14 protein-coding genes are annotated in these 17,443 nt (G+C 72.4%); 1 reads left to right on the top strand and 13 read right to left on the bottom strand.

The annotated features are described in order from the left end of the window. The 13 genes from ACFYZ4_RS36030 to ACFYZ4_RS35970 form a co-directional block, all read right to left on the bottom strand. Positions 1-1,011, bottom strand: coding sequence for an ADP-ribosylglycohydrolase family protein (locus tag ACFYZ4_RS36030; protein ID WP_390785954.1), 1,011 nt, complete (start codon positions 1,009-1,011; stop codon positions 1-3). After that, complete coding sequence (locus ACFYZ4_RS36025) at positions 1,008-1,778, bottom strand: NUDIX domain-containing protein (protein WP_390785953.1); 771 nt, start codon at positions 1,776-1,778, stop codon at positions 1,008-1,010. Before ACFYZ4_RS36025 ends, ACFYZ4_RS36030 begins: the two co-directional genes overlap by 4 nt. Further along, positions 1,775-2,869, bottom strand: a complete 1,095-nt coding sequence (locus ACFYZ4_RS36020; protein WP_390785952.1) for an AAA family ATPase — start codon at positions 2,867-2,869, stop codon at positions 1,775-1,777. Before ACFYZ4_RS36020 ends, ACFYZ4_RS36025 begins: the two co-directional genes overlap by 4 nt. Beyond that, entirely contained in the window at positions 2,866-3,474 is a 609-nt protein-coding gene (gene pnuC, locus ACFYZ4_RS36015; protein ID WP_390785951.1) for a nicotinamide riboside transporter PnuC, read from the bottom strand. Before pnuC ends, ACFYZ4_RS36020 begins: the two co-directional genes overlap by 4 nt. A gap of 170 nt (positions 3,475-3,644) precedes the next feature. Beyond that, positions 3,645-5,033, bottom strand: a complete 1,389-nt coding sequence (locus ACFYZ4_RS36010) for a pseudouridine synthase (protein WP_390785950.1) — start codon at positions 5,031-5,033, stop codon at positions 3,645-3,647. Further along, positions 5,033-5,668, bottom strand: coding sequence for an SMC-Scp complex subunit ScpB (gene scpB, locus ACFYZ4_RS36005; RefSeq protein ID WP_390785949.1), 636 nt, complete (start codon positions 5,666-5,668; stop codon positions 5,033-5,035). The genes ACFYZ4_RS36010 and scpB overlap by 1 nt, the downstream gene beginning before the upstream one ends. Beyond that, the gene (locus tag ACFYZ4_RS36000; RefSeq protein ID WP_390785948.1) at positions 5,665-6,822 is read right to left on the bottom strand and encodes a segregation and condensation protein A; all 1,158 of its coding nucleotides are present in this window, start codon (positions 6,820-6,822) and stop codon (positions 5,665-5,667) included. Before ACFYZ4_RS36000 ends, scpB begins: the two co-directional genes overlap by 4 nt. Positions 6,823-7,158: 336 nt before the next feature. After that, positions 7,159-7,698 carry a hypothetical protein gene (locus ACFYZ4_RS35995; protein WP_351298625.1) on the bottom strand — a complete coding sequence of 180 codons (540 nt, stop codon included), beginning with the start codon at positions 7,696-7,698 and terminating at the stop codon, positions 7,159-7,161. Then, on the bottom strand, positions 7,683-8,801 hold the full coding sequence (locus ACFYZ4_RS35990) for a ParA family protein (RefSeq protein WP_319726258.1): 1,119 nt from the start codon (positions 8,799-8,801) through the stop codon (positions 7,683-7,685). Before ACFYZ4_RS35990 ends, ACFYZ4_RS35995 begins: the two co-directional genes overlap by 16 nt. A gap of 344 nt (positions 8,802-9,145) precedes the next feature. Continuing rightward, positions 9,146-10,261: an alanine dehydrogenase gene (ald, locus tag ACFYZ4_RS35985; RefSeq protein WP_351298629.1), complete on the bottom strand. Its 1,116-nt coding sequence runs from the start codon at positions 10,259-10,261 to the stop codon at positions 9,146-9,148. Between the two features lie 152 nt (positions 10,262-10,413). Continuing rightward, a complete protein-coding gene (locus ACFYZ4_RS35980) occupies positions 10,414-12,378 on the bottom strand; it encodes a tetratricopeptide repeat protein (protein ID WP_351298632.1) in 1,965 nt (654 codons plus the stop codon). A gap of 396 nt (positions 12,379-12,774) precedes the next feature. Next, positions 12,775-13,428: an NUDIX hydrolase gene (locus ACFYZ4_RS35975; protein ID WP_351303837.1), complete on the bottom strand. Its 654-nt coding sequence runs from the start codon at positions 13,426-13,428 to the stop codon at positions 12,775-12,777. Positions 13,429-13,504: 76 nt separating this feature from the next. Then, positions 13,505-15,157, bottom strand: a complete 1,653-nt coding sequence (locus tag ACFYZ4_RS35970; protein ID WP_351303840.1) for a CTP synthase — start codon at positions 15,155-15,157, stop codon at positions 13,505-13,507. A 472-nt stretch (positions 15,158-15,629) separates the two neighbouring features. Between ACFYZ4_RS35970 and ACFYZ4_RS35965 the strand changes: the two genes are divergently transcribed. Continuing rightward, entirely contained in the window at positions 15,630-17,435 is a 1,806-nt protein-coding gene (locus ACFYZ4_RS35965) for a glycoside hydrolase family 15 protein (RefSeq protein ID WP_351303842.1), read from the top strand. Positions 17,436-17,443 lie beyond the last annotated feature (8 nt).

Genomic DNA, 17,443 nt, shown 5'->3' with positions numbered 1-17,443 from the left:
TCAAGCATCCCAGAGGGCTCCGAAGGCCAGGAGTTCGTCCCGGTACTCGATGCGGCCCTCCCAGTCCCGGGGCCACACGTCGGCTCCGAGGTGGGCTCCGGCGAAGGCGCCGGCGAGGCAGGCGAGGGAGTCCGAGTCGCCCCTGGTGCAGGCCGCGCGGCGCAGCGCCAGGAGGGGCTGGTCGGGGAAGAGCAGGAAGCACTGGAGGGCGGTGGCGAGGGCCTCCTCCGCGATCCAGCCGTCGCCGGTGGCCAGGCAGGGGTCGGTCTCCGGGGACGGGGAGCGCAGAGCGGCCGCCAGCCGCTCCAGGACGCCGAGGCACTCGTCCCAGCCGCGTGCCATGAAGGACTCGGGCGAGGTGTCGGAGGCGGTCCGCGTCCAGAGGTCGCCGAGCCAGCGCTCGTGGTAGCGGGTGCGGTTCTCCAGCGCGTACGAGCGCAGCCGTCCGACCAGGCCCGTCACCTCGGTGCCCGTGGCGAGGAGGTGCACGGCCCGGGCGGTCAGGTCGGAGGCGGCGAGGGCCGTCGGGTGCCCGTGGGTGAGGGCCGACTGGAGCTGGGCGGCGCCCGCCCGTTCCTCCTCCGTCCAGCCGGGCACCAGTCCGACCGGGGCCACCCGCATGTTCGCGCCGCAGCCCTTGGAGCCGAGCTGGCTGGCGTCCCGCCAGTCCCGTTCGGGCAGGTTCAGGAGGCTGCAGGCCTTGAGGCAGGTGTTCCCCGGCGCCCGGTTGTTCTCCGGGGAGTGGTACCAGTCGACGAACTCCTCGCGGACCGGCCGGGCCAGGCGCAGCGGGCCGACCCGGCCCCGCTCCGCGGCGGTGCGTATGCCGCGTGCGAGGGCGAGGGTCATCTGGGTGTCGTCCGTGACGATCGCCGGGCGGGGGAGCCGCATCTCCCGCCACGGGCCCGTCTTGGCCAGGATCGAGGGCACGTCGTTGAACTCGGTCGGGAAGCCGAGGGCGTCGCCCAGGGCCAGGCCGATCAGGGCGCCCGTCGCGGCTCGCTTGGTCATCGAGTGGGTCCTTCCGGTCGGAGCAGAGGGGGATGGAGGGCGGTCGCGGGGCCGGGCCGGTAGAGGGCGGCCGGTTTGCCGCGGCCGCCGGTGAGCCGGGCGCCGCCGGGCACGGCCTCGACGAAACCGGGCGTCGTCAGGACCTTGCGGCGGAAGTTGGGGCGGTCGAGGGCGGTGCCCCAGACGGTCTCGTAGACGGCCCGGAGCTCGCCCAGGGTGAATTCGGGCGGGCAGAAGGCGGTGGCCAGGCAGGTGTACTCCAGCTTCGAGCCGATCCGCTCCCGCGCGTCCGCCAGGATCACGGCGTGGTCGAAGGCCAGGTCCGAGGCCTCCCCCACCGCCAGCCAGCGGGCGTGCGCGGCGTCCCCGCCGCCCTCGACCGCTGGTTCGGGCATGTCCGGGACGAGGACCGTGAAGGCCACCGAGACCACCCGCATCCGCGGATCCCGGTCCGGTTCGCTGTAGGTGCGCAGCTGCTCCAGGTGGAGCGCCGCCACCACCTCCGGCGGCAGACCGGTCTCCTCGGCCAGTTCGCGCCGGGCGGCGGTCTCGGCGGACTCCCGCGGCAGGACGAAGCCCCCGGGCAGCGCCCAGGCCCCCACGTACGGTTCCTGTCCGCGCCGGATCAGCAGCACGTGCAGGGTCCCGGCACGGACGGTGAACACGGCGAGGTCGACGGCCACCGCGAACGGCTCGAAGGCGTGCGCAGCGAGATGGGGGTCTCCCCGGCCGGAGGCCGGGGGAGGGTCGTATCCGGCGGCGGTCACGGGGCCTCCGCCCGGACGTTCTCCGGCAGCGGGTCGGCGAAGTACCAGCCCTCGCCGAGCAGTTCGTCGACGGCGGCGACCGCCTTGGCGAGGCGGGCCTCCCGGTCCCCGTCCACGGTCAGGAAACGTCTCCCGGTGCGCTCCAGTTCCTCCCGGAACCGGCCGGTCATCCAGGGCCGCAGCCGGGGCCCGTCCCGCAGCCCGTCGTCCTCGAAGGGCACGTCGGCGTGGTCGGTCAGCAGGTACAGGTCCCGTCGGGTCCGGGCGGAGATCCGCTCGACCTCGGGGTTGCGGCCGCCCATGTACCGCTCGTGCCAGATGCCGGTGGCGAAGGAGTCGGTGTCGCAGAACAGCACCGGGGAGCCGAGCCGGGCGGCCCGCTCCTCGTCCGCGTCCTGCCGGCGCGCGATGACCGGGAACTCCTGCGAGGTGAAGGACACGTCCGCCCAGGACGCCGCCGGGTCGGCCGCGCGGGCCGCCGCCAGCTTCTCCTCGCTGTACCGGCGGCCGTACTCGGCGACCCAGCCGCTCTTGGCCCAGACGCCGCCGCGCCGCCGGTAGTGCTCCGCCAGGGCCCGCGACAGCGTGGTGGTCCCGGTGGACTCCGCGCCCAGGACGACGACCCGCCGGGTCAGCGCGGCGCGCACGGCCGGCCCGAGGAACTCCCAGGAGCCGACCGGGTCCCCGCGCACCACCGTCCCGGACACCGGGAACAGCGTCCGTTCCCGGTCCACGAGTACCTCCTCGGCGCCGAACCGCCGGGCGAGCTCGCTCCCGTACTCCTCCGAGGTGAACACGGCGTCCACCCGCCCGGGGACCGCGCCGCGGAAGATCGCCATGTGCGCCTCCCAGATCGCCGGGTCGTGCAGGTCGACCGGGATGTCGTCGACGGCTCCGACGACCTCGGCCCCGGGGTGCGCCTCGCGCATCCAGGCGACCCGGTCGGCGAGCGGGACCGACTCGACGGAGGCCGCGCACACCAGTACGGTCAGCCGCTCGCACTGGTCCTGGGCGGTGCGCACGAGGTGGTGGTGGCCGGCGTGCGGCGGATAGAACTTGCCGAGGACCAGGCCGTGCCCGAAGCGCCTCATGCCGTCGCCTCCGCCGCCGTACGGGCTGGCGGCGCGGGCAGCGTGCGCCGCCAGCCGAGGAGTCCGGCCACGCACAGGGCGAGGAAGCCCACGTAGAGCGCGGAGGTCAGGTAGAGCCCCTTGTGGGCGTAGAGCGGGATGTAGACGAGGTCGGCGGCGATCCACAGCCACCAGGACTCGACGAGCTTGCGGCACTGCCCGTAGGTGGCCGCGAGCGACAGCCCGGTGGTCAGCGCGTCCCAGAAGGGGACGGTGGAGTCGGTGGCCCGGCTCAGCAGGAGGGTGAGCCCGAGCACCGCCACCGCCCCCGCCGCGGCGAGCCCGGCCCATTCGGTGCGCGTGGTACGGCGTACCGGCAGGGCCTCGGCGGAGCCTGGTCCACCCCCGTGGGTCCAGGACCACCAGCCGTAGGCGGCGAGGGCGATGAAGACGATCTGGAGCCCGGCGTCGGCGTAGAGGCCGGCCTGGGCGAAGAGCACGATGAAGAAGACGTTGTTGGCGATGCCGATCGGCCAGTTGGCGACGTGCTGCCGGGCGACCAGCCAGACGCACAGGGCGCCGGTGGCGAAGCCGAGCACCTCGGTCCAGCTCATGGTCCAGCTCATGCCGACCCCCCTCACTCCGCATTAATAGTCAAGGTGACTATAAACGGTGGACCGGGTGCCGGACAAGCGAAAAGCCCGCAGCGCCGGGGGCACTGCGGGCTTCCACCGCTCAGGAGCGGACGTACTGCGGACCTACTGCGGACGTACGGACGTGCGTCCGTACCGACCTGCTACAGACCGACCTCGCGCATCAGCATGCCGACCTCGGTGTTGGTCAGGCGGCGCAGCCAGCCGGACTTCTGGTCGCCGAGCTCGATCGGGCCGAAGGAGGTCCGGACGAGCTTCTCGACCGGGAAGCCGGCCTCGGCCAGCATGCGGCGGACGATGTGCTTGCGGCCCTCGTGGAGGGTCACCTCGACCAGGTAGTTCTTGCCGAGCTGGTCGACGACGCGGAAGTGGTCGGCGCGGGCGTACCCGTCCTCCAGCTCGATGCCGTCCTTGAGGCGCTTGCCGATGTCGCGCGGCAGCGGACCGGTGATCGCGGCGACGTAGGTCTTCTTCACGCCGTACTTCGGGTGCGTGAGGCGGTGGGCCAGCTCACCGTGGTTGGTGAGCAGGATGATGCCCTCGGTCTCGGTGTCGAGCCGGCCGACGTGGAAGAGACGCGTCTCACGGTTGGTGACGTAGTCGCCCAGGCACTGGCGGCCGTCCGGGTCCTCCATGGTGGAGACGACGCCGGCCGGCTTGTTCAGCGCGAAGAACAGGTACGACTGGGTGGCGACGGTCAGGCCGTCCACCTTGATCTCGTCCGAGGGCTTCACGCGCTTGCCCTGCTCCAGCACGATCTCGCCGTTGACCTCGACGCGCGCCTGCTCGATGAGCTCCTCGCACGCGCGGCGCGAACCCATGCCGGCGCGGGCGAGCACCTTCTGCAGACGCTCCCCCTCCTCCTCGGCGCCCGGGAAGGTCTTCGGGGTCTTGATCACGGGCTTGTCCGCGTACCGGTCGCGCACGCGCTCCTCGATGCGCGCGTCCAGCTCGCGCGGGCGGGACTGGCCGCTGCGGCTGCCCGGGCCGCGGCGCGGGCCGCCGGCCCCGCCGATGCCGGGGGTCTTGGGGCCGCCCTTGGCGCCACCGCGCGCGGCCGCGCCACGGGCACCGCCGCCGCCGGCCTTGGGACCGCTGCGGCCGTTGCGCTCACCCTCGGGGCCCACGTCGTAGCGGCGCTCCTCGGGGCGCGGGTTGCGGATCCGCGGCGGCGGAGCCTGGTCGCGGTCGCGGGAGTCCGAGCCACCGCCCTGGTAGCCGCCGGAGTTGCCGCCGCGGTAACCGCCGCCGCCTCCGGTGGAGCCGCCGCGGGAGCCGCCGCCGCCGGAGGAGCCACCGCGGGAGCCGCCGCCGCCGGAGGAGCCACCGCGGGAGCCGCCGCCGCCGGAGGAGCCACCGCGGGAGCTGCCACCGCCGGAGGAGCCGCCGCCGCGGTAGTTGCCGCCGGAGGAGGAGCCGCCGCGGGAGTTACCGCCAGAGGAGGAGCCGCCACGGGGGTTACCGCCGCGTCCGCCACCACCGCCGCCGCTGTTCCTGTTGCCGCCGCCGTTGCCGTTGCCGCTGCTTCGCATCAAATGTCCGTCGTCTTGTCGTCTACATCGGTATCCGGAGCATCCGGATCGAACGACGGCACACCTTCTTGCGTCTCGGCTTCGATCGCGTCCGCCTCGGGGAGGAAGGGCGCGAGCTCCGGGAGCTCGTCCAGGCCTCGCAGGCCCATCCGCTCCAGAAAGTAGTTCGTCGTCCTGTATAGGATCGCACCTGTTTCGGGTTCCGTCCCCGCCTCCTCCACCAGACCGCGCTGGAGGAGGGTCCGCATGACCCCGTCGCAGTTGACTCCGCGGACCGCCGAGACCCGCGACCGGCTCACCGGCTGGCGGTACGCGACGACGGCGAGGGTCTCCAGGGCCGCCTGGGTGAGCCGGGCCTGCTGGCCGTCCAGTACGAAGCCCTCGACGGCCGGTGCGTACTCCGCCCGGGTGTAGAACCGCCAGCCGCCCGCGACCAGCCGCAGCTCGAATCCCCTGCGCGCGGCCGTGTACTCGTCGGCGAGCTCGCGCAGCGCGTCCGCGACCTCGCGCGGGGTCCGCTCCAGCACCTTCGCGAGGTGCGCCTCGGTCGCGGGCTCGTCCACGACCATGAGCACGGCTTCCAGCGCCGGCTTCAGCTCCAGCGCGGCCACCGCGCTCGCCGCTTCGCTGCTCAATCCTTCGCCTCCACGATCTGGTCGAACTCGTCGGTCACGGTCGGCATGCCGTCGCCGTCGCCGCCGCTCCAGCGCACGGTGAGCGTCCGCAGGGCCTCCTCCTGGTCGAGGACCACCGCCTTCTCCCGGTAGAGCTCCAGGAGGGCCAGGAAGCGCGCGACGACGGTGAGGGTGTCCGCGGCGTCCTCGGTGAGCTCCTGGAAGGTGGCCTCGCCGCGCGCCTTCAGCATCCGCACCACGAGCCCGGCCTGCTCGCGCACGCTGACGAGGGGCGCGTGGATGTGGTCCACGTACACCTGCGGCTTGGCCTTGGGCTGCATGGCCTTGACGGCGAGGCGGGCGAACCCTTCGGGCCCGATGCTGATCACGACCTCGGGCAGCAGGTCCGCGTGGTGCGGCTCCAGCCCGACCGTCCTCGGGTACCGCTTGCCCTCGGCCTCGGCCCGCGCCTTGAAGATCTCGGCGATCTGCTTGTACGCGCGGTACTGGAGCAGGCGTGCGAAGAGCAGGTCCCGGGCCTCCAGGAGGGCGAGGTCCGCCTCGTCCTCGACCTCGGCGGCCGGCAGCAGCCGGGCGGCCTTCAGGTCGAGGAGGGTGGCGGCGACGACGAGGAACTCGGTGGTCTGGTCGAGGTCCCAGTCCGGCCCCATGGCCCGGATGTGGGCCATGAACTCGTCGGTGACCCTGGACAGCGCGACCTCGGTGACGTCGAGCTTGTGCCGCGAGATCAGCTGGAGCAGCAGGTCGAAGGGCCCCTCGAAGTTGGCGAGCCGCAAGGTGAACCGCCCGTCGCCTCCGGCGGGGCCCGCGGTGTCCCCGTCCGGCCCGGCTGCGGCAGGGGCTTCGGCACCCCTGGTCCCGTCCGGGCCGCCTGCGGCGGGGGTGGCTTCGGCTGGGGTGTCGGGCGGGGTGTCGGCCGGCAGTGGGGCGGCCTTGTCCGGCTCGGGATGGTCCTGCTGAGGGCCTGGGGGGCCCTCCGGGGGCCCGGGGGTCTCCTGGGGCTCCGCCCCGCCCTCCGCCGGCGCGGGCCGCGCAGCGGGCGCGTCAGGGGCTTCGGGGCCCGCTCCCGCGTCCGCGTCCGCCGCCTCGGGTGTGCCGGGGCCGCGCCCCAGCGCTCGCCGGGGCGGTCGGCCGGATTCGGCGGGGAAGGGCATCGCGGTCCAAGTGGTGCGCAGGGGCAGCGGGGGCGAGCCGCGCGGAGCGACACGGCCACCAGCAGCCTAGGGGGTGTCCGGGTGATCTCCGTGGAGCGGGCCGCGGCGTCCGGTGCCGTACATCGCACGGCGGGCGAGCACAGCTCGTGCCCGGCCGTACGCGCGCTCCGACACCGCGCCGAGGTGCCGTGCCGGATCGGGCCGGATCGGGTCACGGCGTCCGGCTGCCGGGCATCGGGGAGCGAAGAAGGGCCGGCGTACCCGAGGTGCTCGGGCGCGGCCCTGGGCCGGGCCGGGCCGGGCCCGGCGGGGCTCCGCGGGGCCGGCCGGGGGCGGTCAGCGGCCGCGCAGGCGGCGGACCAGGATGCTGGCGTCCCCACGGGACTCGAGGTCGGCGAGGACCACCGCCACCGCCTCACGGACGATGCGGCCCCGGTCGACGGCCAGCCCGTGCTCCCCGCGCAGCACCAGCCGCGCGTGTTCCAGGTCCATGAGCTCCTCGGCGGAGACGTAGACCGTGATCTTCTCGTCGTGCCGTTCGCGGCCGCTGGGGCGCCGGTTGGCGCCCCGGCCCTGCCCCTTGCCCCGGCGGGTCGCTCCGGTCGGGGCGGCGACCGCCCCGCCGGCCGGGCCGGCGGGGCTGACAGAACCTTCCTGCGGTCGTCGCGGCTGCCCCACGACGGGCCCGCCGGATGCCGTACCGGCCTCAGCCTCCCGGCTGCGGCCCTCCCCCGCCGTGCCCTCGGCCGAACTCGCCGAGTGTTCCGCGACGGGTGCCTCGTCGACCCCGCGCCGCGGCGAGGACGACTGGAGCGCCATCCCCCCGGTCGTACGGAACAGTTCGTCGGCTCCGGGCAGACTCACTCGGCGTGACACCGGGCGAGCACCTCCCTGGCCAGCTGGCGGTAGGCGGCGGCGCCGACGGAGTTGGACGCGTACGTCGTGATCGGCTCGCCGGCGACCGTGGTCTCCGGGAAGCGCACCGTGCGGCCGATGACCGTGTGGTAGACGTGGTCGTCGAAGGCCTCGACGACGCGCGCCAGCACCTCACGGCTGTGCACCGTACGGGAGTCGTACATCGTGGCGAGGATGCCGTCGAGCTCCAGCTCGGGGTTGAGCCGCTCCTGCACCTTCTCGATGGTCTCGGTCAGCAGCGCCACGCCGCGCAGCGCGAAGAACTCGCACTCCAGCGGGACGATGACCTTGTGAGCCGCCGTCAGGGCGTTCACGGTCAGCAGACCGAGCGAGGGCTGACAGTCGATCACGATGTAGTCGTAGTCGGCCATCAGGGGCTTCAGGGCCCGTTGCAGGGTGGACTCGCGCGCGACCTCACTGACCAACTGCACTTCGGCAGCGGACAGGTCGATGTTGCTCGGCAGCAGGTCCATGTTGGGGACCGCCGTCTTGAGCAGCACCTCGTCGGCCGACATGCCCCGCTCCATGAGCAGGTTGTAGACCGTCAGGTCGAGTTCCATCGGGTTCACGCCGAGACCCACGGACAGCGCGCCCTGCGGGTCGAAGTCGACGAGCAGCACGCGGCGCCCGTACTCGGCGAGCGCGGCACCCAGGTTGATGGTCGACGTGGTCTTGCCCACGCCGCCCTTCTGGTTGCACATCGCGATGATCTTCGCCGGACCGTGGTCGGTCAGCGGACCCGGGATCGGGAAGTACGGAAGCGGGCGTCCGGTCGGGCCGATCCGCTCACGGCGCTGGCGGGCAGCGTCGGGGGCGAGGGTGGCCGCGTACTCGGGGTCCGGTTCGTACTCCGCGTCGGGGTCGTAGAAGTGCCCTTCGGGCACATTGTCGTAGTCGGCGAAACCAGTGGGCTTTTCGCCGCTCAGGTCGCCGGCCCTGGAGTTCACGTCTAGGCCGTCCATGCTCTTTTGGGGCGTCGTCATGTGCTGGTGGTTTGCGAAGGTGCGTACCGCGACGGAGCCGACGGCTTCGAGCCCGGTAGGGCCTTGGCCCCGCTCGGGCATCCCTGCTCGACCACCCCCAGGGGCAAATGTCGACTCATTCACAAGTCGTCTTACCTCCTCGGACGTGACCAGGACACTTATCGATAGGTCAGCGTGGCACCATGCCGACGGTTGGCGACTCTATGGCGTGTCACCACTCAGCGGCAACACAATCCGCCGGACCCGGCACGATGTGTCGGCAACCGAACACCACTCTGTCAAGGGCGTGCGAGCTGTCGCTGCGAAGTTTCGCGGGTGCGCGAAAGGGTTAAAGGGTTACGTTCGAGGCGAGTTGAGCGGGGTCTCGGGGCATGCCGCAAACGCGTCCGGCCGGATACGTGAGATTGACGTCAGTCGTTGACGCGTCAGCCGAGGAGCGTGCTCAGCTCGAGGGTCTCGAGGCCGTGCGCCTCGGCGACCGGACCGTAAACGACCTGCCCGTCATGGGTGTTGAGGCCCAGGCCGAGCGCGGGGTCACGGCGCAGCGCCTCGACCCAGCCGAGGTTCGCGAGCTGCACGATGTAGGGCAGCGTGGCGTTCGTCAGCGCGTAGGTGGAGGTGTTCGGCACCGCGCCCGGCATGTTGGCGACGCAGTAGAAGACCGAGTTGTGGACCTGGAAGGTCGGCTCGGCGTGGGTGGTCGGACGGGAGTCCTCGAAGCAGCCGCCCTGGTCGATCGCAATGTCGACAAGTACACTTCCGGGCTTCATCTTGGCGACGAGCTCGTTGGTGACCAGCTTCGGGGCCTTCGCACCCGGGATCAGCACCGCGCCGATGACGAGGTCGGCCTCGACGACGGCCTTCTCGAGCTCGTAGGCGTTGGAGACGATCGTCTTGATCTTCGTACCGAAGATCTTGTCGGCCTCGCGGAGCTTGTTGATGTCGCGGTCGAGCAGGGTCACGTGGAAGCCCATGCCGATGGCGATCTGCGCGGCGTTCCAGCCGGAGACGCCGCCGCCGATGACCACGCACTCACCGGCGTGGGTGCCGGGGACACCGCCCGGGAGGACGCCGCGGCCGCCGGCCGAGCGCATCAGGTGGTAGGCGCCGACCTGCGGGGCCAGCCGGCCCGCGACCTCGGACATCGGGGCGAGCAGGGGCAGCGCGCGGTTGGCGAGCTCGACCGTCTCGTACGCGATGGCGGTGGTGCCGGACTCCAGCAGGGCGTCCGTGCACTCGCGGGAGGCCGCGAGGTGCAGGTAGGTGAAGAGGGTCTGGTCCTTGCGGAGGCGGTGGTACTCCTCCGCGATCGGCTCCTTGACCTTCAGCAGCAGGTCGGCGGTGGCCCAGACCTCGTCGGCGGTGCCGAGGATCTCCGCACCGGCCGAGACGTACTCGGCGTCCGTGATCGAGGAGCCGACACCGGCGTTCTGCTCGACGAAGACCTGGTGGCCGTTGCGGACCAGCTCATGCACGCCGGCAGGCGTGATGGCGACCCGGAACTCGTTGTTCTTGACCTCGCGGGGGATGCCGACCTTCATCGTCGATCACGGTCCTTGGCTCAGGGGATTTTTCGGGGCACTTTCATACATACCCGCCCACAAGAACGCGCAACGGGATGCACCACGGGATGTTGTGGTGAAGCCAGTCTAATGAAGGACGACGCGCTGTCTAGCCTTGCAAACAAATAATCTCAGTCGATATCACTGCGGATTTCGCAGGCTGCGGGGTCGTCTCCCAGCAATCTGTCGGCTGCGGAGCGGTGCAGCCTGGCGGCCGCGGGGTCGCCCAGCCGGTCGAGCGTGTCGGCCAGCCGGACCTGCAGAGCGGCCTGAAGCCGCTGGTCGCCGGCCCTGCGCGCGAGCTCCACCGCCTCACGGCAGGTGTGCAGCGATTCCTCGGGCCGGCCCGCGTACTCCTGGACCCGCGCCATCTCGCTCAACGCCTTGGCCTGACCTGGCACATCGGCCAGTTTCCGGTAGCCCGCGGCGGCCGCCCGCCAGCTGCGCAGCGCGTCCCCGTACCGGCCCGCGTACGTGTGCACGTTCCCCAGCCGCCCGTACAGCCGGGCCTCGTCCGCGCGCTCCCCCCGCGCGAGGGCCTGGGAGAGCGCCCGGCCGAACCAGTCGGCGGCCCGGTGCCAGTCCGCCAGCTCCTGGTACGCGCCTCCTACGGATTCCATCGCGCGGCCGGTCGCGTACGGGTCCCCGGCGGCCTTTCCCGCGACCAGCGCGGCCCGGTAGCGCTCCAGGGCCTCGTGGGTCCGGCCGGTCTCGGCGTCCAGATCGGCCAGGTTCAGCAGCGCGGCGGCCTGCTCCCGGTGCAGGTCGCGGCGCTCCGCCACGTCCAGGACCAGCCGGTGCAGCCCGTACAGCTCCGGGGCGGCCCCGGCGGTGCCCCGGTGCTCCGCGAGGGCCCGTACGAGGGCGGCGACCAGCCTGCGGGCCAGGGTGTCCAGCTCCCCGTCGGCCACGGCCAGCGAGGCGGCCGCGGCGAGCGCGGGCAGCCGGGTGTCCAGCCAGGTGGCGGCGGCCCGCCGGTCCGGGAACCGCAGGGCGCGCGGCAGGCCGTCCAGCACCTCCCGTACGTCGTCCTCGTCCGCCGAGGCCATCGCCCCGCAGGAGTGCAGCAGCCGGACCGTGCGCTCCAGCATCCGCGCCCGGGCCAGCTGCACCTCGGCGGGCCGCTCCTTGGCCTCCAGCAGGGCCTGGAGCAGCGGTGCGAGGCAGCCGGGCAGCAGGAACAGCCCGTTGTGCGCGCCCTGTACGAGCCCCAGCCCGGCGAAATCGTCCAGCGTGGCCTGGGCGCCGGCCACGGAGCAGCCGGCGAGGGCGGAGGCGGTGTGCGAGTCGACGAGGCCGGCCGGGGCCAGCGGCAGCAGCCGCAGGGTCCGCTGGGCGGGCTGCGGCAGGGACTCGTAGACGAGCCGGAAACACCGGGCGAGCGGGCCGCCGGTGAGGGCCGGCATCTCGTGCAGCTGCTTGGCCACATCGGCGACGGAGGCCTTGGGCCGGGCGGCGAGCCACCCGCCGACGAGACCGAGCGCGGCGGGCTGGCCCCCGCATTCCTCGGCGAGGGCGTCGGCGGCCCGGGGATCGGCGGTGACGCGGGTGTCGCCGATGTGCTGGGCGAGCAGCTCCACGGCGGAGGGCGTGTCGAGCCCGCCGAGGGTGCAGGGCCGCACGTCCGGAATCCCCGTGAGGGGCCCCTCGGAGGTGACCACGACGAGGCACTCGGGGGTGTCCGGCAGCAGGGCGTCGACCTGGTGCGGATCGGCGGCGTCGTCGACGAGGATGATCACCCGTCGGCCGTCGAGCGCGGTGCGGAGGGCCGAGCTCAGCTCGTCCTCGCCCGCTCCGGGCGGGGTGGGCCGCCCGAGCCCTTCCAGCAGGCCCCTGACGGCGCGCTCGGTGTCCACCGTCTCCCCTCCGGGGAGGACGAGCCGGGTCCGGAGCACCCCGTCGGGGTACTCGCCCGCCACCTCGCGCACGAACTCCTCGGCGAGGGCCGTCCGCCCGGAGCCCGGCCGCCCGGCGACGAGCAGCACCCTCGCCCGGGGCGCCTTGGCCTTCCGGCCGGAGAGGGTGTCGAGCCCGGTCCGCGCGATGTCCTCGCGCAGCTCCTTGAGCTCACGCCGCCGCCCGACGAAATCCGTCACGGATCCGCTCCTCTCCCTGCCTTCGGATGGCGAGCGTAGTTCACGGAGAGCGACGACCCGTGTGGAGCGCGGCGGGCAAATCCCCCAATCGGATCAGCGGATGGTCCTCTTTTTCACGCGCCGCTCGCGCGGACTCGGCCCCGGGGGGCCTCACCGGCTTCGCGCCGCTGCGCCGGACTCCGTCCGCCGTTCCTTCGGGCGGGGCTTCGGGGCATGCGCGGGCCGTCTGCCGCCTGCGAGCCCGCCGCTGCGCGAAGCCCTCCCCTACCCGCCCTTCCACCGTTCCCCGGGCTCCGCCCGGACCCGCGCCTCAAACGCCGGCGGGGCTGGAGATTCAGCCCGTCCGGCGCTTGAGGACCGGGGTCCGGGGCGGAGCCCCGGCAACGGCGCCGCGGGCTACGCCTCGTACGGGCGGGCCGGCCAGGGGGCCAGGGCCGGGCGGAGGGCTTCGAGGCCGCCCTCGGAGGCCAGCGCGGCGGACAGGGCCAGGACCCCCGTCACCAGCCCCGGGTTGCCCAGCTCGCCCGCGAGGATCCCGCGTACCAGGTCCCCGAGAGGAACACGGGCGATCTCCATGTCCGCCTCCTCGTCCGAGACCGCGTACCGCTCCCCCTCCGCCTCCGCGAGGTCCCGCGCCAGGAAGACCCGTACCGCCTCGTCCGAGCCTCCCGGGGAGGTGAAGAAGTCGGCCAGCACCCGCCAGTCCTCCGCCTTGGCGTGCGCCTCCTCGTACAGCTCCCGCTGCGCCGCGTGCAGCGGGTTCTCCCCCGCCACGTCCAGCAGCCCCGCCGGCAGCTCCCACAGCCGGTGCCGTACCGGGTGCCGGAACTGCCGCAGGACCAGCACCCGCTGCTGCTCGTCGAGGGCGAGCACGCACACCGAGCCCGGGTGCACCTGGTAGTCGCGGCGCACCACCGAACGGTCGGGCATCCGGACCTGGTCCGACTTGACGGACGTCTTCGCGCCCTCGAACGGGGTGCGCGAGGCGACGACCTCCCACGACTCCGGTGTGTCCACGATGTCGTTGCCGATGTCGTTGCCCATGGCCATGGCCGATACCTTCCCGAGAACGCGACAGCCGGGGCACGATCCGTGCCCCGGCTGTCTACGTTATGCGGTCAGGCGCTCACTTCGCGGACTGCTGCCGCTCCACGGCCGCCTTGACCAGGCCCGCGAACAGCGGGTGCGGGCGCGTGGGGCGCGAGCGCAGCTCCGGGTGGGCCTGGGTGGCCACCAGGTAGGGGTGCACCTCGCGCGGGTACTCGACGTACTCGACGAGCTTGTTGTCCGGGGAGGTTCCGGAGAAGACCAGACCGGCCTTCTTCTCCAGCTCGCCGCGGTAGGAGTTGTTGACCTCGTACCGGTGGCGGTGGCGCTCGTCCACGTAGGCCTGGTCGCCGTAGACCTCACGGACGATCGAGCCCTCGGCGAGCTTCGCCGGGTACATGCCCAGGCGCATGGTGCCGCCCAGGTCGCCCGCGCCCTCGACGAAGGCCAGCTGCTCCTCCATCGTCGAGATGACCGGGTGCGGGGTGGAGGCGTCGAACTCGGTGGAGTTGGCGTCATCGATGCCCGCTAGGTTCCGCGCGGCCTCGATGACCACGCACTGCAGGCCCAGGCACAGGCCGAGCAGCGGGATCTTGTTCTCGCGGGCGTAGGTGATCGCGCCGACCTTGCCGTTGACCCCGCGGTCGCCGAAGCCGCCGGGCACGCAGATCGCGTCCACGTCGGCCAGCTGCGCCGCCGCGCCGACCGCGGTCTTGCAGTCGTCGGAGGCGACCCACTTGATCTGGACCCGGGCCTTGTTGGCGAAACCGCCGGCGCGCAGCGCCTCGGTCACCGACAGGTAGGCGTCGGGCAGGTCGATGTACTTGCCGACGAGCGCGACCTTGACCTCGTGGTCGGGGTTGTGGACGCGGTCCAGCAGGTCCTCCCACACCGTCCAGTCGACGTCGCGGAAGGGCAGGTCGAGCTTGCGCACGACGTACGCGTCCAGGCCCTCGGTGTGCAGGACCTTCGGGATGTCGTAGATCGACTTGGCGTCGATGGCCGCGACCACGGCCGCCTCGTCCACGTCGCACATCAGCGAGATCTTGCGCTTGATGGAGGTCGGGACGTCGCGGTCGGCGCGCAGCACGATCGCGTCGGGCTGGATGCCGATGTTGCGCAGGGCCGCGACCGAGTGCTGGGTCGGCTTGGTCTTGAGCTCGCCGGAGGGGCCGATGTAGGGCAGCAGCGAGATGTGCACGACGAAGACGTTGTCGCGGCCGACCTCGTGGCGGACCTGGCGGACGGTCTCCAGGAACGGCAGCGACTCGATGTCGCCGACGGTGCCGCCGACCTCGGTGATGACGACGTCGACGTCCTCGGTCGCCATGCGGCGGATGCGGTGCTTGATCTCGTTGGTGATGTGCGGGATGACCTGCACGGTGTCACCGAGGTACTCGCCGCGCCGCTCCTTGGCGATGACCTGCGAGTAGACCTGGCCGGTGGTGACGTTGGCCGAGCCGTCGAGGTCGACGTCGAGGAAGCGCTCGTAGTGACCGATGTCCAGGTCGGTCTCGGCGCCGTCGTTGGTGACGAACACCTCGCCGTGCTGGAACGGGTTCATCGTGCCCGGGTCGACGTTCAGGTACGGGTCGAGCTTCTGCATCGTGACCCGAAGACCGCGCGCCTTCAGCAGCGCACCCAGGCTCGAGGCCGTCAGGCCCTTGCCGAGGGAGGAAGCGACACCCCCGGTGACGAAGATGTGCTTGGTCGTCATTGATTTGGGCGGCATCGCCAAGAGGGGGCTCCCGTGGTCGCGAGGTGAGGTGCGTCCGGCGCCGGCCACCGTCGATCCGGAGGGGTCTCAGGGGGCGCCGAAGCTGCGGTTTCGGGGCTCCTGATTCGCACAGGCAGACCACCGGTCCACGGGGTACCAGCCTATCAGCGCCCGGGCCGGTCCGCCTCCGGCCACGCGGCGTCAGCGGCCGGTAGCAGGGCGCCGAAGTGCGCCGGGCCGGCGTGGCGCCGGCTCACCCGTTCGGCCCAGCGGCATTCTTCCGCGGCTTAAGGAGATCACTAGGGTGCCGTCATATCCTGCTCGGATATTGCGAACATCACCGCCGGGCAGTCCGTCAGACGGCCTAACCGAGCCGATATGCGGAATCATGGGCTCAACGCGGAGATCCCCACCCACAGGTGACCGCGCATACGCGCAATGCAAGCGCCCTTCGGGGCGGACGTGGCCGTTCGACTGGAGATGCAACGTGTCCGGGCGCATCGAGGATTACGCACTGATCGGGGACATGCAGACCGCGGCGCTGGTCTGCCGGGACGGGGCGGTGGACTGGCTGTGCCTGCCACGCTTCGACTCCCATGCCGTGTTCGCGAGCATTCTGGGCACCGAGGATCACGGGTTCTGGCGGATCGGCCCGGCGTACCCGGCCGGCTCCGAGGCCCCGCGTGCCGACCGCCGCCGCTACCGCGGTGACTCGCTGGTGCTGGAGTCGGAGTGGGACACGCCCCGCGGAAAGGTGCGCGTGATCGACTTCATGCCGCCCCGCGAGGACCACGCGCCGCAGCTGATCCGCATCGTGGAGGGCGTCAGCGGGCGCGTCCCGATGCGCTCGGCACTGCGGATGCGCTTCAGCTACGGGCGGGTCGTGCCCTGGGTCCACAAGGTCGACGGGCGCACGGTCGCCGTCGCCGGCCCCGACTCGGTCTGGCTGGACACCGAGGCCCAGACGTACGGCAAGGACCTGACGACGTACTCCGACTTCACGGTCGGACCCGGCGACCGGATGGCCTTCAGCATCAGCTGGCAGCCCTCCCACAAGGACGCGCCGGACCCCCCGGACGCCGGGGCGGCCCTGGAGTCGACCACCGACTTCTGGCGCGAATGGGTCGACCAGTGCACCTACCACGGGCCCTACCGGGAGGCCGTGGTCCGCTCCCTGATCACCCTCAAGGCCCTCACGTACGGCCCCACGGGCGGGATCGTCGCCGCGCCGACCACCTCACTGCCGGAGGAGATCGGCGGGGTCCGCAACTGGGACTACCGCTACACCTGGCTGCGCGACGCGGCGATCACCCTCTCCTCGCTGCTGCGCACCGGCTACCGCGAGGAGGCCCGCGCCTGGCGCGAGTGGCTGCTGCGCGCGGTGGCCGGCGACCCGGAGAACCTGCAGATCATGTACGGGATCGCGGGCGAACGGGAGCTCGGCGAGACCGAGCTGGACTGGCTGCCCGGCTACGAGAACTCCCGCCCGGTCCGCGTCGGCAACGGCGCCGCCGGCCAGCTCCAGCTCGACGTCTACGGCGAGGTCACCGAGGCCCTGCACCTGGGCCACATGACGGGCCTCGCCCGCAGCGACTACGCCTCGCTGCTCCAGCTCAAGCTGATCCGCTACCTGGAGACCCACTGGGACCAGCCGGACGAGGGCATCTGGGAGGTGCGCGGCCCGCGCCGCCACTTCGTGCACTCGAAGGTGATGGCCTGGGTCGCCGTGGACCGCACGATCAAGCTGATCGAGAGCGGGGACGCGGACGGTCCGCTGGAACGGTGGCGCGAGCTGCGCGACGAGATCCACGAGGACGTGTGCGAGAAGGGCTACGACAAGGAGCGCAACACCTTCACCCAGTCGTACGGGTCGAAGGAGCTGGACGCCTCCCTGCTGCTGATCCCGCAGATGGGCTTCCTGCCGCCGGACGACAAGCGGGTCATCGGCACGATCGAGGCGATCCAGCGCGAGCTGTCCACGCCCGACGGGTTCATCCTGCGCTACCCGACGGCGGGCGACGAGGCCGGCGTGGACGGCCTGGAGGGCGACGAGGGAGCCTTCCTGGCCTGCTCGTTCTGGATGGCCGACGACCTGGCGATGATCGGCCGGGTGGACGAGGCGCGGCGGCTGTTCGAGCGGCTGCTGTCGCTGCGCAACGACCTGGGTCTGCTGGCGGAGGAGTGGGATCCGCGGCTCCAGCGGCAGGTGGGGAACTTCCCGCAGGCCTTCAGCCACGTTCCGCTGATCGACACGGCGCTGCGGCTGACGGCGAGCGGGGCGTACGGGGGGTAGCGCGCTCC

Origin of the sequence: Streptomyces sp. NPDC001513 (assembly GCF_042894695.1) — a bacterium.
Lineage (GTDB): Bacteria > Actinomycetota > Actinomycetes > Streptomycetales > Streptomycetaceae > Streptomyces.
The sequence above is the reverse complement of the archived record's forward strand: the minus strand, read 5'-3'. Positions and strand labels throughout refer to the sequence as shown.

Bases quoted from the DNA above. Each gene is read 5' to 3' on its own strand.
- ACFYZ4_RS36030 (WP_390785954.1), bottom strand. From the start codon at position 1,011: ATGACCAAGCGAGCCGCGACGGGCGCCCTGATCGGCCTGGCCCTGGGC.
- ACFYZ4_RS36020 (WP_390785952.1), bottom strand. From the start codon at position 2,869: ATGAGGCGCTTCGGGCACGGCCTGGTCCTCGGCAAGTTCTATCCGCCG.
- pnuC (WP_390785951.1), bottom strand. From the start codon at position 3,474: ATGAGCTGGACCATGAGCTGGACCGAGGTGCTCGGCTTCGCCACCGGC.
- ACFYZ4_RS36010 (WP_390785950.1), bottom strand. From the start codon at position 5,033: ATGCGAAGCAGCGGCAACGGCAACGGCGGCGGCAACAGGAACAGCGGC.
- ACFYZ4_RS36000 (WP_390785948.1), bottom strand. From the start codon at position 6,822: ATGCCCTTCCCCGCCGAATCCGGCCGACCGCCCCGGCGAGCGCTGGGG.
- ACFYZ4_RS35990 (WP_319726258.1), bottom strand. From the start codon at position 8,801: ATGCCCGAGCGGGGCCAAGGCCCTACCGGGCTCGAAGCCGTCGGCTCC.
- ald (WP_351298629.1), bottom strand. From the start codon at position 10,261: ATGAAGGTCGGCATCCCCCGCGAGGTCAAGAACAACGAGTTCCGGGTC.
- ACFYZ4_RS35975 (WP_351303837.1), bottom strand. From the start codon at position 13,428: ATGGCCATGGGCAACGACATCGGCAACGACATCGTGGACACACCGGAG.
- ACFYZ4_RS35970 (WP_351303840.1), bottom strand. From the start codon at position 15,157: ATGCCGCCCAAATCAATGACGACCAAGCACATCTTCGTCACCGGGGGT.